Origin of the sequence: Polaromonas sp. OV174 (genome assembly GCF_900112285.1) — a bacterium.
Taxonomy (GTDB): Bacteria; Pseudomonadota; Gammaproteobacteria; order Burkholderiales; family Burkholderiaceae_C; genus Polaromonas.
This window is the reverse complement of sequence record NZ_FOKZ01000022.1, coordinates 1-15466: the sequence shown is the minus strand read 5'-3', so window position 1 is coordinate 15466 and position 15466 is coordinate 1. Positions and strand designations below refer to the sequence as shown.

11 protein-coding genes are annotated in these 15466 nt (G+C 63.6%); 4 read left to right on the top strand and 7 right to left on the bottom strand.

Translation table 11 applies throughout. From position 1 onward, the window contains the following. Positions 1-111 precede the first annotated feature (111 nt). Together hrpA and BM160_RS17340 are read right to left on the bottom strand one after the other, a co-directional pair. A complete protein-coding gene (gene hrpA / locus BM160_RS17345) occupies positions 112-4023 on the bottom strand; it encodes an ATP-dependent RNA helicase HrpA (protein WP_092007477.1) in 3912 nt (1303 codons plus the stop codon). Positions 4024-4094: 71 nt separating this feature from the next. Next, positions 4095-5315: a diguanylate cyclase domain-containing protein gene (locus BM160_RS17340; protein WP_177219056.1), complete on the bottom strand. Its 1221-nt coding sequence runs from the start codon at positions 5313-5315 to the stop codon at positions 4095-4097. A gap of 189 nt (positions 5316-5504) precedes the next feature. Here BM160_RS17340 and argA point away from each other — a divergent pair, with 189 nt between their 5' ends. From argA to BM160_RS17320, 4 genes are all read left to right on the top strand, one after another. After that, a complete protein-coding gene (gene argA / locus BM160_RS17335; RefSeq protein WP_092007425.1) occupies positions 5505-6854 on the top strand; it encodes an amino-acid N-acetyltransferase in 1350 nt (449 codons plus the stop codon). Positions 6855-6876: 22 nt separating this feature from the next. Continuing rightward, positions 6877-7125, top strand: coding sequence for a DUF1272 domain-containing protein (locus BM160_RS17330; RefSeq protein WP_092007424.1), 249 nt, complete (start codon positions 6877-6879; stop codon positions 7123-7125). 227 nt (positions 7126-7352) lie between these two features. After that, entirely contained in the window at positions 7353-8048 is a 696-nt protein-coding gene (locus BM160_RS17325) for a dienelactone hydrolase family protein (protein ID WP_092007423.1), read from the top strand. After that, entirely contained in the window at positions 8045-8695 is a 651-nt protein-coding gene (locus BM160_RS17320) for a phosphoribosyltransferase (RefSeq protein ID WP_092007422.1), read from the top strand. The genes BM160_RS17325 and BM160_RS17320 overlap by 4 nt, the downstream gene beginning before the upstream one ends. A gap of 13 nt (positions 8696-8708) precedes the next feature. On the opposite strand, the gene BM160_RS17315 is transcribed toward BM160_RS17320, so the two are convergent. From BM160_RS17315 to BM160_RS22770, 5 genes are all read right to left on the bottom strand, one after another. Further along, entirely contained in the window at positions 8709-11912 is a 3204-nt protein-coding gene (locus BM160_RS17315; protein ID WP_255368989.1) for an error-prone DNA polymerase, read from the bottom strand. Beyond that, positions 11896-13359, bottom strand: coding sequence for a DNA polymerase Y subunit UmuC family protein (locus BM160_RS17310; protein WP_092007420.1), 1464 nt, complete (start codon positions 13357-13359; stop codon positions 11896-11898). Before BM160_RS17310 ends, BM160_RS17315 begins: the two co-directional genes overlap by 17 nt. Beyond that, on the bottom strand, positions 13319-14131 hold the full coding sequence (gene imuA, locus BM160_RS17305) for a translesion DNA synthesis-associated protein ImuA (protein ID WP_092007419.1): 813 nt from the start codon (positions 14129-14131) through the stop codon (positions 13319-13321). The genes BM160_RS17310 and imuA overlap by 41 nt, the downstream gene beginning before the upstream one ends. Positions 14132-14407: 276 nt before the next feature. Beyond that, positions 14408-14914: a disulfide bond formation protein B gene (locus tag BM160_RS17300; RefSeq protein WP_092007418.1), complete on the bottom strand. Its 507-nt coding sequence runs from the start codon at positions 14912-14914 to the stop codon at positions 14408-14410. Between the two features lie 348 nt (positions 14915-15262). Further along, positions 15263-15466 (bottom strand): hypothetical protein (locus BM160_RS22770; protein ID WP_218156625.1); only part of this gene is annotated, 204 nt, incomplete at its 5' end.

Here is a 15466-nt window from a genome sequence, read left to right as displayed (position 1 = left end):
ACTCTTCATATTGAACAACGCGTCAGCATAGCAATGTTGTATGTCAATACAGTGACCTCTTTACCGGTCCCGTCATGGCCCAACAAGCCATGGCCAGCCGAGCGCTTATCCTCAACTGTTGATCTGCGCCCAGGCCTTGTCCAGCCGCTTCACGCTCACGGGTTGCGGCGTGCGCAGCTCCTGCGCAAAAAAGCTCACGCGCAGCTCTTCCAGCAGCCAGCGGAACTCCTGCATGCGCGCATCCACCACGCCCTTGCGTTCGGCCACCAGACGCCAGTAGCGCTGCTCCTGCGGCCGTAACTCGGCCATGCGCGCAGCGTCGCGAGCCGGATCGGTGCGCCACTTCTCCAGCCGCAAGGTGATGGCCTTGAGGTAACGCGTGAAGTGCTGCAGCTGCCCATAGGGCGTGGTGGTCAAGAACTTCTTGGGCAGCAAGCGCTGCAGTTGCTGGGCGGCATCCTGCGTGGCTTCTGCGGCATTTTTGGTGTCCTTGATCTTTCTCTGCGCCACCGCAAACTCGGTCAGAATGCCGGCGGCCAGGCGCGCCACTTCACTGGCAATCAGGGTCAGGCGCCCGCGCCCGTCGTCAATGCGCTTTTTAAAGTCGGCCTCGCAGGTCGGCAGCGGCTCCAGCAAAAAGGCCCGGTCCAGCGCCACTTCAATGATTTGCTGACGCAGCTCGTCCACCGTGCCGCCGCCCGAGTTGTCGGCGGCACGGCCCACCAGCATGTAGGAAGTGGCCATTTTCTGCAGCTCGGGCAGGTTTTTCTCCAGGTATTTCAGCGCGTCCTTGATCTGCAGCGAAAACAGGCGCCGCAAGCCGGCGCGGTGTTTGGCGGCGGCCACATTGGGCTCGTCAAACACTTCTATGGTCACCGCGTCACCCAGGTCAATCAGCGCCGGAAAACCGATCAGCGTTTGGCTTCCCTTGCCGATCTCCATCAGCTCGGGCAACTCGCCAAAGCTCCAGCTGGTGTAGCGCTCGGCCATCTTCACCGCTGGCGACTTGGGCGAGGCTTGATTCGCTACAGTTTTAGTAGCTGCTTGCGACCGTCCTGCCTGGGCTGGAAGCTTGTTTGACTCAAAATTCCCGGGCGTTCCGGCATGCTCGGGGCTGACCCGCGTCTTCAAGCCGGCCAGCGCCTGAAAAGCCCCACGCGCCTGCGAGCCCAGTTCGCCCTTGAGCGCGCCCAGATTGCGGCCAGAGCCCAGTTGCCGGCCATGCTCATCGAGCACCCGAAAGTTCATGAACAGGTGGGCGGGCAGCATGTCCAGCTTCAGGTCGCCGCGCTTGATGTCCAGCGACGTCGCATCGCGCACCCACTTCAGCACCGCGTCCGTCAGCGAGCCGGTGCCGAATTTTTCCGGCACCATCAGCTCGGCGGCCATGCGGGCGGCGGTATCGGGCAAGGGCACCAGCCGTGAACGCGGGCGCTGGTGCAGGGTTTTGATCAGCGCCTGAATCTTGTCTTTCAGTATGCCGGGCACCAGCCACTCGCAGCGCTCCTCATTGACCTGGTTGAGCGCAAACAGCGGCACATCCACCGTCACGCCATCTCTGGCGTCACCCGGCTCATGCAGATAGGTTGCCAGGCAATCGACGCCGCCCAGGCGCAGCGTCTTGGGAAAGGCCTGCGTCGTGATGCCGGCGGCTTCGTGGCGCATCAGCTCGTCCTGCGTCAACAGCAGCAAGTTGGGCTGTTTTTTCGCCTCGGCCTTGTACCAGCTCTCGCAACTCGCGCCGCTGCACACATCGGCGGGCAATTGCTGGTCGTAAAAGGCATAAATCAGCTCTTCATCGACCAGCACGTCCTGGCGGCGCGCCTTGTGCTCCAGATCCTGAACCTGCGCAATCAGTTTTTCATTGGCGGCCAGGAAGGGCAGCTTGGTGTCCCAGTTGCCGGCCACCAGCGCTTCACGGATGAACACCTCGCGCGCCGCCACCGGATCAACCCGGCCAAAATTGACGCGCCTGCCGTTGTAAACCACCAAGCCATGGAGCGTGGCGCGCTCCAGCGCGGTCACCTGCGCGGCTTTTTTCTCCCAGTGCGGATCGAGCAGCTGCTTCTTTAAAAGATGGCCGCCCACCTGCTCCAGCCACTGCGGCTCGATATTGGCCAGGCCGCGGCCAAAAAGACGCGTGGTTTCCACCAGCTCGGCGGCGACTATCCAGCGGCCCGGCTTTTTGCTGAGCCGGGCGCCGGGATGGCGGTAAAACCGGATGCCGCGCGCGCCCAGATAGTGCTCGTCTTCCTCGCCCTTGTAGCCAATATTGCCCAACAGGCCGCAGAGCATGGAAAGATGCAGCTGCTCGTAGCTAGCCGGCCTGTCATTCAAATGCCAGCCTTGTTCGCCCACCACGCTGTGCAGCTGCGAATGAATATCGCGCCACTCGCGCACGCGGCGGATATTGACGAAGTTCTCGCGCAGCAGGCTTTCATACTGGCGATTGGTCAGCTTGTGAACCGCATCGTGACCGCCGCGCGAGTCGCCCAGCCATTTCCACAGCCGCAAATAGCCGCTGAATTCGCTTTTTTCATCGTCGAACTTGGCATGCGCCTGGTCGGCCTGCGCCTGCTTGTCCATGGGCCGGTCGCGCACGTCCTGCACGCTGAGCGCGCTGGCGATCACCAGCACTTCATCCAGCGCCTGCCTGTCCTTGGCCTCCAGAATCATGCGTCCCACACGCGGATCCAGCGGCAGCTTGGCCAGCGTCCAGCCGACCGGCGTCAGTTCGTTGTCCTCATTCACCGCACCGAGTTCGGCCAGCAACTGGTAGCCGTCGGCAATGGCGCGGCCCTGCGGCGGCTCGATGAAGGCAAAACTTTCAATCGTTCCCAGGTGCAGCGACTTCATGCGCAAAATCACCGAGGCCAGCGAGCTGCGCAGAATTTCGGGGTCGGTAAAGCGCGGCCGGCCCAAAAAGTCCTGCTCGTCATAAAGGCGTATGCAGATGCCGTTGGCCACCCGGCCGCAACGGCCGGCGCGCTGGTTGGCGGCCGACTGCGAGATCGGCTCAACCATGAGCTGCTCGACCTTGTTGCGAAAGCTGTAGCGCTTGACGCGGGCCGTACCGGCATCAATCACATAACGGATGCCGGGCACGGTGAGCGAGGTTTCGGCCACGTTGGTGGCTAGCACGATGCGCCGGCCCGTGTGGCCGTCAAAAATCCGGTCCTGCTCGGCTTGGGAAAGGCGGGCGAACAGCGGCAAGACCTCGGCATTGCGATTGAGCGGCTGGTGCGCCAGATGCTTGCGCAAATGGTCGGCGGCTTCGCGAATCTCGCGCTCGCCGGGCAAAAAGATCAGGATGTCGCCGGCGCTGTGGGGGCTGAGCCAGAGTTCGTCCACCGCATCGGCGATCGCGTTGTTCAAGTCGTAGTCGCGCGACTCTTCATAAGGGCGCCAGCGCTGCTCCACCGGGAACATGCGGCCCGAAACCATGATGACCGGTGCCGGCCCTTTGGCGCTGGCAAAGTAATCAGCAAAGCGCTGGGCATCAATCGTGGCCGAGGTGATGATCACCTTCAGATCAGGCCGGCGCGGCAGCAGCTGGCGCAAATAGCCCAGCAAGAAATCAATGTTCAGGCTGCGCTCATGGGCCTCGTCGATGATGATGGTGTCATAGGCCTTGAGTAGCGGATCAGTCTGGGTTTCCGCCAGCAAGATGCCGTCGGTCATCAGCTTGACCGAAGCGTCGCGGCTCAGCCGGTCCTGAAACCGCACCTTGTAACCCACCACGTCGCCCAGCGGGGTTTTGAGCTCTTCGGCAATCCGCTTGGCGACGCTGGAAGCGGCAATCCGGCGCGGCTGGGTGTGGCCAATCAGCTTGCCCTGGCCGGGCGGGTAGTTAAGCTTGCCGCGCCCCATCGCCAGCGCGATCTTGGGCAGCTGCGTGGTCTTGCCCGAGCCGGTTTCGCCGCAAACGATGATGACCTGGTGCGCGCTGAGCGCGGCGGCGATGTCCTCGCGTTTGCCGGAAACCGGCAGCGATTCGGGAAAGGTGATGGCCAGAGGTGACAAGGAAAAACCAGCAGTCAAAGCCGCTGATTATCGGTGTTCCTGGCCGGCTCTGGCCAGTCGCTGGACGGCGATCAGGACTCTACGACGGGCATGCCGACGATTTCATCGCTTTTTTCGTCATACCAGGCCACCCGGCTGGGATAGCTCCAGGCCGTGCGCGACATGCCCCGACCCATGGCCACCGCCGCAGATACACGGGCCTCGGCCTGGGACACCTTGAGCACCCCGACACCAACGTCGGCGGCCCACCAGGTTTGCTGCTTGCCCAAGGCGCCGCCTTTCTGGCCGGTATTGAGTGCCACAGAGCGAGATAGTTGCGCCTGGATCATGCGTCCGAACTGAATCAGCCGGCCACTGTCTCGAGCATTGCGCACCAGCAGCAAAAAACCATCACCGGCCAGGCGACCCATTTCAATGTGGGCAGGCACGGCACGGCGCAGGCGCCCGGCGCAGACAAACAGCGCATGGTTGACCGCGGGCAGGCCGTAAAGCTTTTCCAGCACATACAGATTGGCAATCGACACCACAATGACCCCCAGAGGCGCGCTTTCGCTGGGACGGCACTTGAAAGCGGCGCCCACCATGCGCCCGGTTTCCTTGTGCGAACGCATGCGCGTCACCGGGTCATGGCTGGGCCCGCAGGCCATCACATGGTTCAAGTCGATCAGGTAGGCGTAACGCATCCACATCATCGAAGCCATGATGGCCATATAAATGGTTCCGGCCAGTGCACTGAACATATGGACCTGCCAGGGAACCTCGGCCCGGTCCAGTGCAACCCAGTACAAGCCGACCAGGGCGATCAGCATGAAGAAAACCCCTGACACCGCCACCCAGGCCAGCCGGTCACCCCGCAAGGCGTTGCGCACACTGAAGGCCAGTGCCAGCAGACCTAATAGGCAAGCCATGAGCGCGCCCAGCAGCAAAGCCTGCAGTGGCGACAAAAACCAGCCGACAAACGTCATCACGGCGGCAAACGCCAGCAGCGCCATGGTGACGCGATGCCGGCTTTCGGGCCGACGCAGCAGGCCCAGTATGGAAAGCAGCTGGTAAACCAGCAGCGCCGAAACCCCGCAGGCCACATGCGCCAGGAAGCGCGCCAGGGTATCGGGGTCATTGATCGGCAGCCCGCCCAGAAAAGCCAGCACGAAAAAAGACGCTGCCAGCGCAGACAAGGCCGCATTCAAGGCCACCCGACGCAGCGATCTGAGGAAAGCCAATACGGAACCGGCCAGCATCAAGCCAGCGGTGCCAAAAAAACACCCCCAGAATCCTGTTACAAACTGTTCCATGAAGCCGAACCATACCTGTACTGAAGACATAAGGCAACCTTGATCAGCAGGCAGCGAACATGCGGCGACTCCCTTACACTCATTGCAAATTTCCGTCGTTCCGGGAAAACCCGCAGCCCCACCACCGGCCCGGTTTATGACCCAGCGACGCCAGCTTCATTGACCCCCTCTGACCCCGAAAGCGTGCCCATGTCCGCCGTCTTCAATTTCACCTTTGTGCCCTGGTTTCGCTCGGTCGCGCCCTATATCCACAAGTTCCGCAACCAGACCTTTGTGGTCGCGATCTGCGGCGAGGCGATTGCCGCCGGCAAGCTGCCGCACCTGGCGCAAGACCTGGCCATGATCCAGAGCATGGGCGTGAAGATCGTGCTGGTGCATGGCTTTCGCCCGCAGGTCAATGAGCAGCTCCGTGCCAAAGGCCACGAAGCCAGGTACTCGCATGGCATGCGCATCACCGATGGCGTGGCACTGGACTGCGCCCAGGAGGCCGCCGGCCAGCTGCGTTATGAAATCGAAGCTGCCTTCAGCCAGGGCCTGCCCAACACCCCCATGGCCGGCTCCACGGTACGCGTGCTGTCTGGCAACTTCATCACCGCACGGCCGGTCGGCATTCTGGATGGCGTGGACTTTCAGCACTCGGGCCTGGTGCGCAAGGTGGATGTGGCGGGTATCTCACGCACGCTGGACATGGGCGCCATGGTGCTGATTTCGCCCTTCGGTTTTTCCCCCACCGGCGAGGCCTTCAACCTGACCATGGAAGAGGTGGCCACCAGCGTGGCAACGGCACTCCAGGCCGACAAGCTGATTTTCGTGACCGAAATTCCCGGCATACGCATCAAGCCCGACCAGCCCGCCAGTGACGACAACCTGATAGATACCGAGCTGCCGCTGGCCGCCGCCGAGCAGCTGCTGGCCAGCCTGCCCAGCCCGCAGCAACCCACTGACACGGCCTTTTACCTGCAGCATTGCGTGAAAGCCTGCAAGGCCGGCGTCGAACGCAGCCACATCATCCCCTTCTCGGTGGACGGCGCACTGCTGCTGGAGATCTATGTGCACGATGGCATAGGCACCATGGTGGTGGACGAAAAACTCGAATCCCTGCGCGAAGCCACCAGCGATGACGTGGGCGGCATCCTGCAGCTGATTGAACCCTTTGAAAAAGACGGCACGCTGGTCAAGCGCAGCCGCACCGAGATCGAACGCGACGCCGACCACTACACCGTGGTCGAACACGACGGCGTGATCTTTGCCTGCGCCGCGCTCTACCCCTATCCCGAGGCCAAAACCGCAGAAATGGCAGCGCTCACGGTGTCGCCGCAAAGTCAGGGTCAGGGCGATGGTGAAAAAGTCCTCAAACGCATCGAGCAGCGCGCCCGCGCCGCCGGCCTGCAAAGCATTTTTGTGCTGACCACGCGCACCATGCACTGGTTCATCAAGCGCGGCTTCGTGCCGGTAGACCCGGAGTGGCTGCCGGAAGCCCGCAAGCGCAAGTACAACTGGGACCGCAAGAGCCAGGTGCTGGTCAAGAAGTTGAGCTAATTCCACCTGGAAGGAAAGACCCATGCTGCAACTCCGTCCCAACTGCGAATGCTGCGACAAAGACCTGCCGCCCGAGTCCACCGAGGCACGCATCTGCAGCTTTGAATGCACGTTTTGCAGCGATTGCACAGTCACCCGGCTCAAAGGGCTTTGCCCCAACTGTGGCGGGGAGTTGCTGGTGCGACCGCGCCGACCCGCCGGCAAGCTGGCCAGTTCCCCGGCCTCGACCGAACGCATCTTCAAGCCTGCCGGCTGCCAGGCAGAGCCCTGAGCGCCATAGCTGCTGCAGGCGCTAAAAACCCTGACGCGGCGGCAAGGGACGTGCATTTGGTAGCAATATAGGCCCATACAGGGCCTGTAAAGGTATGGACTCGCAGGCCATTCCTCCTGAGAATAGAAAAAGCCATCGCCCTACGGCGGCGTTCCTGTAAAAGATGCGAACGTTCTGACAGCACACTTCCTGGCTTTGCCTAGCGTATGCCCTAGTTGGAGACTTCCATGAACAGTCTGACACCTGCCCTCCTGGCCCATGAAGTCCGCATTCCCTGCGGCGATGCCTGGCTTTACGGTGACCTGACCGTGCCGGCCGGCCATGGTGGCGTGGTGCTGTTTGCCCACGGCAGCGGCAGCGGCCGACACAGCGCCCGCAACCGTCTGGTGGCAAAAAGTCTGCAGCAAGCCGGCTTGGCCACCTTGCTGTTTGACCTGCTGACGGCACAGGAAGCGCAGGCCAACGAGCACACCCGCGAACACTGCTTTGATATAGCCCTGCTTACCCGCCGCATGCAGGACGCCACCACCTGGGCCATGGCACAAGCCGAGTTGCAGCACGCCCCCATAGGCTATTTCGGCGCCAGTACCGGCAGCGCCGCCGCCATCATCGACGCGGCCAGACTGGGTCCGCGCATTGCCGCCGTGGTCTCGCGCGGAGGTCGCCCGGACTTGGCCGGACCGGTAGCGCTGGCCGCCGTCACGGCACCCACGCTGCTGATCGTGGGCGGCGCCGACCACGCCGTGCTGGAACTGAACGAGCAGGCCTTGCTGCACATGCGCTGCGAAAAACAGCTGGCCATTGTGCCCGGTGCCACGCATTTATTCGAGGAACACGGCGCGCTGGAACAGGTGGCCGAACTGGCCGCCTCCTGGTTCAGCCGCCACCTGATGCATCAGGAGCCCGCCTCGCAAGCATCATGACGCAACTGCCTTTTCGCGACCGTCGCCAGGCCGGACGCGTGCTAGCTGAGCAACTGACGCACTACGCCAAGCAGCCCCGGCTACTGATACTCGCCCTGCCGCGCGGTGGTGTGGTGGTGGGCTATGAAGTGGCACGCGCGCTGCAAGCCCCGCTGGATGTGCAGGTGGTGCGCAAACTGGGCCTGCCTGGCCAAGAGGAATACGCCATGGGCGCGATCGCCGGCGGCGGCGTCTGCGTGATGAACTCGCTGGCTGGCCTCATGCCCAGTGCCGATGCGCTGGCCGCCGTCGTGGCGCGGGAACAGGCCGAGCTGCTAAGGCGCGAACAACGCTACCGTGGCCAGCGTGCGCCGCCCCAGTTGCGCCAGGCCTGCGTGATTGTGGTCGATGACGGACTGGCAACGGGCTCGACCATGCGCGCGGCGCTACAGGCTATAGGCCAGCAGCAGCCGGTGCAGCTGGTGGCGGCCGTTCCGGTGGGTGCCGCTGACACTTGCCAGGCGCTGCGGGATGAGGGCTATGAAGTGATTTGCGCCCTGACGCCGCAGCCGTTTCGGGCGGTAGGCCAGTGGTACGAAGACTTTTTGCAGGTCAGCGACGAGGAAGTCTGCGCGCTGCTGCAACAGGCCTGGCGCGAGCATCCCTAAGCCCCCAGCGTCCCTAATGAAAATCACGGCTGGAAGTCCCCAGCCGCCCCAGCCAGGGCGTGAGGTCTTGCAGCCGCTGCGCCACCAGGTGACAAGCGGCCCCATCGCCCGCTGAACTGCGCTGCCACACGCCGTACACCACCAGCAGCCGGGCATGCCGGACTTCGCTGCGCTGCCGCTCGCGCAGCGATTTCCAGACAATCACATTGATGGGGCCGGTTTCGTCTTCCAGCGTGAGGAAGATGGTGCCTTTGGCGGTTTGCGGCTGCTGGCGCACCGTGACGATGCCGCAGGCCGCGACCGCTTCGCCGTTGGGCAAGGCGTGCAGCTCACTGGCGCAAAGCAGGCCCAGGCGCGCCAGCCGTGGCCGCAGCAGGGCCACGGGGTGGCGGCGCAAGGTCAGCCCGGTGGCCTGGTAATCGAACAAGATGTTTTCGCCTTCGGGCGTTTCAGGCAGCGCAAGCGCCGTTTCATGCGTGGGCACGGACTTGAGCAAGGCCGGCGCGGGGCGAATGGCGGCGGCCTCCCACACCTGCTGGCGCCGGTGGCCGGCCAGCGGCTGCAAGGCGTCGGCGGCGGCCAGGGCGTTGACCTCCTGCGTGCCGAGCTGGGCGCGCGACACCAGGTCTTCGGTGGAGGTGAAAACCGCCTGGACGCGAGCCGCCAGCAGCCGGCTGGCGGCGTCTTCGCGCAGGCCGGCCACCAGACGCAGGCCCAGCCGCACCGCAGGCTGGGCCGCTTCCTTGACGGGCTCCAGCGTGCAATCCCAGGCGCTGGCCGTCACGTCCACGGCGCGCACCTCCACGCCATGCCGGCGCGCGTCCTGCACCAGTTGCGCGGGGGCATAAAAACCCATGGGTTGCGAGTTGAGCAGCGCCGCCAGAAAACAGGCGGGTTCGTGGCACTTGAGCCAGCTGCTCACATAGACCAGCTTGGCAAAACTGGCGGCGTGGCTTTCGGGGAAACCGTAGTCGCCAAAGCCCAGGATCTGCTTGAAGATGCGCTCCGAAAAATCGGCGCTGTAGCCATTTTTGACCTTGGCATTGACCAGCCGGCCATGAAAACGCCCCACCCCGCCCTCACGTTTCCAGGCCGCCATGGAGCGGCGCAAATCGTCGGCCTCGCCCGGCGTGAAGTCGGCGGCAATCATGGCGATTTGCATGACCTGCTCCTGGAAGATGGGTATGCCCAGGGTGCGCTTCAGCGCCGGATTGAGTGCCGGGTATTCGGGCACGACGCTGCCGGTACGCGCAAATATTTCGCGCTGTTTGAGGTAGGGGTGCACCATGCCGCCCTGGATGGGGCCTGGCCGCACGATGGCGACCTCCACCACCAGGTCGTAATAACTGCGTGGCTTCAGACGCGGCAGCATGGACATCTGCGCCCGGCTCTCGATCTGGAACACGCCCACGGTGTCGGCCGCGCAAATCATGTCGTAGGTTTTTTCATCCTCCAGGGGAATCGTGTGCATCTCATATTGGCTGCGGCTTGTCTGGTTCACCAGCGCCAGGCAGCGGCGAATCGCCGACAACATGCCCAGCGCCAACACATCGACCTTGAGCAGGCCCATCGCTTCCAGATCGCGCTTTTCCCACTGGATGATGCGGCGCGCCTCCATGGACGCCGGCTGCACCGGCACCAGCCGCGTCAGCTTGCCCTGCGTCAGCACAAAACCGCCGACATGCTGGCTCAGGTGGCGCGGAAACTCAATCAGTTGCGCCGCCAGATCCAGCCACTGCAACACCGGCCCGGTCTGCCCCTGCAGGCCGGCCTCTTCAAGTTTTTGCTGGAGCGCTTCGCTGCCGTCAAACCAGAAATGCTCTTTGGCAAAGCGCTCTATCAAGTCGGGCGCCACCCCCAGCGCCTTGCCGACATCGCAGATCGCGCTGCGCGGCTGGTAGCGGATCACGGTGGCGGCCAGGGCGGCGCGGTCGTGGCCGTATTTTTGGTAGATGTACTGGATCACCTCCTCACGCCGTTCATGCTCGAAGTCCACATCGATGTCGGGCGGCTCGCGGCGCTCGCGGCTGATGAAACGCTCAAACAACAACTTGCTTTCCTGCGGATTGACGGCGGTGACGCCCAGGCAAAAACACACGGCCGAATTGGCCGCCGAGCCACGGCCCTGGCAAAGAATCTGCTGCCCCCGGGCAAAACGCACGATGTCATGCACGGTGATGAAGTACATCTCGTAGCCCAGCTCCGAGATCAAGTCCAGCTCCTTGCCCAGTTGCCGCCTGATTTTTCGGGGGAGGCGCTGCGGGTAACGCCCGTGGGCGCCCTGCCAGGTCAGCCGCCGCAACCAGCGCGCCGGCGTTTCGGCCACCGGCACCATGTCCTCGCGCGGATAACGGTAGAGCCCGCGAATCTCGTCCAGGCTGAAGCGGCAGCGCGCCGCCACCGCCAGCGTGGCACGCAGCAAGTCGGCCGGGTAAATGCCGGCCAAGCGCATGCGCGGGCGCAGGTGCGCCTCGGCGTTGGCCTGCAAGGCAAAGCCGCATTCGTGCACGGTTTTGCCCAGCGCTATGGCGGTCATCACATCGTGCAGCGGCTTGCGTGAGCGCACATGCATCAGCACATTGCCCGCCGCCACCAGGCGCAGGCCGGTGCGGCCGGCGACCTGCTGCAGCTGCTGCAGGCGCAACGCGTCGTCCAGGCCTTGCAGCAGTTCGACGGCCAGCCAGGCATTCAAGCCAAAAAGGCCTGTGGCCCAGGCAGCATGGGCGCAAAGCGCTTCTGTATTAATAGCATTCGGCAAGGGCACAAGCAAGACCTCGCAGTCGGCCAGCAGCGCAAAGTCACTCTCGCCCAGGGCGACCCGGTAGCTGCCTTTTGCAACATCGTCGCCGGCCTGCCTGGCAGCGGTGATGAACTCACACAGATTGCCCCAGCCGGCGGCGTTGTGCGGCAACACCACCAGGCGAAAGGCCTGTTCCGTCTGCGCCGCCTGCACCAGGAACTCGGCGCCCGGCAAGAGCTGCAGCCCCACCGCCTTGGCCGCGACATGCGCCCGCACCACGCCGGCGACCGAACATTCATCGGTGATGGCCATCGCCCGGTAGCCCAGACGGGCGGCGCGCTCCACCAGCTCCTGCGCGTGCGAGGCGCCGCGCTGGAAGCTGAAGTTGCTCAGCGCGTGCAACTCGGCGTATTCAGGAAGTTGGGGAAGCTCTGGAAGTGGGATGGCCGACATGACAAGCTCAGGCAAAAAAGCCATGCAGATACCAGGCGCGCCGCTGCCCGGCCTGTAGCCTATCCAGCGCCAGGCGTTCGCTGTAAATCCACAACAAACCCGCCAGCGGGCTGCGGTAGATGAAGTAGTCGCGCATGGCCGGCGGCTTGCCACGGGCACCCTCCGCCACGTCATTCGCCTCACCGGACATGAGCCAGCCGCTGGCCTCCAGCCGCTGCGGCCCGGCTAGGCGCACCAGCGTGCCCTGGTAGAGCGGGCTGTCGCGCAGCACCTGCAGCTTGAGCGGCTCGGGCAGCAGCCAGGTGGGATAAAGGGCGTCGGCCCGGGTTTCGCCCGAAACCGGATTTTTCAAGCCTTTTAGGCCCCCAGCCCTTATAAGACGGGCGCCACCAGCTATCGATTGAATAGCGCTCTGGGCATTCACCCAGCGCTGCATGCGCTCGGGCCGGTGATCGGCCGCGGCTTGCCAGGCTTGCACATTGGCCGCGCCCAGGCGTGCGCTCAGGCGCTCGACCAACTCGAGCGCGCTGTCGCCCTGCTTGCGTTCGGCCATCAGCAGGCTGGCGGTGGCGGCGGCGGCATCGGCCAGGCGCTCGGTCACCAGCGACTGCAGGCTCAAGCTATGCACCGGCGCCGGCAACTTTTGCTGCGCCAGGTGTTCGGCGATCAGGCGCGCGACATGGCGCAAATCCTGCGCGGGCTGGGCGGTGCGAATCTCCAGCTCGCCGGTGGGGGGCACGTCGTCGGATTGAAAGCGGCGTTGGTCCAGGTGCCAGGTCAGCCTGAGCGCACTCAGCCCGCTTTGCCGGCCCAGCAGCCAGGCCTGCAGGTGAAGCAGCAGGCGCTCGGCCCCGGCCATCAGCGACTGGCCGTGGCTGACCAGCGTGTCGAGTTCCAGTTTTTCCTCAAACTGCTCGGGCAGCACCTGCCAGTCGTAGTTGTCGGGCACGCTGCCGCGAGCGCGGTCCAGCGCGGCTAGCAGCTCCGCGCCAAACCGCCTGGCCACGCCGTCGCGCGGCAGGCGCAGCAGGTCGTCCCAGCTGCGGCAGCCTATGCGTTCGAGCACGCCCAGATGCGGGCGCGCCGCGCTCAGGGTGTGCATGGGCAGGTCGGCGACACGCTGGCGCAGCGCTGCTGGGGGTTCGCTCTCTGAGGATTCGATCTTCATGCGCAACCGCCCCAACGCTATCAAAGAAGTAGCACCTTGCGCCCGTTGAATAAGCGCTACAGCCTTGTTTGACTCGAAAAAATCGAGCAAACGTCGCTCCAGCAACTGCATAAGGCGGACCAGGCCACCAAACAGGCGCAGGCTGCCGCTCACCTCCAGCAGCACGGCCTCGTCGAGCAGCGCCACACGCGGCGTCAAGCCCAGCGCAATACAGGCCACCGCCCGCTGCACGGCGGCGCTGTCCCACGCGGCCTGAGCGGGCTCAGTGGTGATCGAGGTGTGCAATGCGATCCAGCAGCGCATGGACAGAGCTTTGCGGTGAGGTGGCGAGAAGCGAAGCAAAGGAAGGCAGCCGCCTGGGCGCGGCCTCTTCGCGCTGGCGGCGCGCCCGCTCGCGGCTGGCCGCCAGCAGCGCCGCCAGCCGGGCCGGCCGCGTGTCCAGCAGCACCGGCGCCGCCAGCGGCGGGCCGCGGCGCTTGAGCACATGGACCCGCAGATTGGCGGCCTCGCTCGTCACGCCTTCGAGCAGCAGGCGCAGCGGCGCGGGCGAGGACTCCTGCTGCGCGCGTGGCGTTCGAAAGACAAACAGCAGCTTGTGGTGTGCATGCGCGGCCATCTGCAGGCGGCGCAAATGCGCGCTGCGGGCGTCGGGCAGCCAGGACAGCACGGCAGCCACGTCGGCGCATTGCAAGGCCTCGCGCGTGGCCCACAACAGCGAAGGGGCATCGCCCTGCCTGGCCTTGACGCACAGCAGGCGCTGCATATTGAACTGGCGCGCCCCCAGCGCCGGGCCAAAGGGCAGATAAGGCAGCCCCACCAGCACGCTCAGCCCTTGGCTGTTCTGCGCCTGCACGGCAGCCAGGGCCGGTAAGGCCAAACCCCATTCCTGCATGCCGGCCTGCGGCTGCAACACCTCGATCAGCGCACCCTGCGGCCAACCGCCGCCGGGCAGCACGGCATCAAGCGCTGCGTAACCCGTGCCAATGCTTGGCAGGCTGGCGCTGCCCAGCTCGCCGGCCCGCCACACATGGGCAAGTTCCGGCAAGGCGCGGTCCACAGGAATCGGGGAAAGCATGGTGAGGCCTCAAAACTGCATATTTAACTGTACAAATATACAGTATTTACAGCTTTGCGGCGATACCTTGACGCCGTCCACGCGGTGGACGGCCTCTTGGCACTCAGTCTCAGTTCAGGAGGGCAGGAGGGCCTCAGGGCGCCCGGCCTATAGCTATAGCCGGGGATTGACCATGCAAGTTGGGGGCAAACGCGCCCTGCCGCTTATCCGGGTCGTTTCTCCAGGTCGCCTGGACCTGGTCATCAGAGTAAGTCGGCTCAGCGGCGAGCCAAGGCCTTAAGGCTTGCGCGCCAGGCGGACCACCAGCACCAGCGCCACCACGGTGATAGCGACAAAGCAGACAAAGGACCAGTTGGCAATCGAAGCGCCCAGGAAAGTCCAGTCGACCTTGCTGCAGTCGCCGCTGCCCTTGAAGATCATGGGGATGGCGCGCTTGAGCGGAAAGGTTTCAATCATTCCGTAAAAGTCACGGCCGCAGGAGGCGACTTCGGGTGGATACCACTGCAAAAAGCTCTGGCGAGCCGCCACAAAAGCACCGAAACCAGCAGTCAATATCAGCAGGCCCAGACCCGTGAACTGCAGCCCTTTTTTATCGGTAGCAGCGGTGATGCCGGACACCAGGGCCACCAGCACCAGCGCGTAACGCTGCACGATGCACATGGGGCAAGGCTCCAGCCCCACCACATGCTGCAAATACAGACCGAAGGCCAGCAGGGCCACGCAGACCATAGACACCAGCGCCAGCACACGGCGCGGCACTTTATCGGAGTAAGTCAAAAACATCGTCATCCTTTTATCCACCCTCAATTGAAAATTGGCCGCTGGTTCGTGAGTTTAGACGGCGAGAAGTTCCCGGGCGAGGACAAAACTTTGATGGCAAGGGTTTTAGTCGGGGCTTGTAGCTTGTATGTTTCTCGTTCTACAGGAAGCGCATGTTGTGAAGAGGCCTCAAGCCAAGCCAAAGGCTGAAAACCACGTACAGGCATGGTCGGTTTCGAATCTTTTTCGGGCATAGTGCCTGCTGGTTAACCCCTCACAGCTTGCCCAGCAAGGGGAAGCGCGAAAACCACCTGGGCGGCGACTTCGGCAAAACCAATAGACCTTTGCATTCATGCAGACCAGCGATCCAACTTAATAATAGAAAACAGTTTTTTCGAATTTTTCTTGGCATGTTATTTCACAAGACACCATGTTATTCCGCGGTTTTTCGGGATAGATCAAAGTTAACTCTTTCTTTTTACCTAGGAGTCTGCGCGGCAGAAGCCTGAAGTCATCGTTTGGTGAAGTCTGGACGTTAGAGCTTGATGCCTGCCAGCTACCTACCCTACCTGCCGG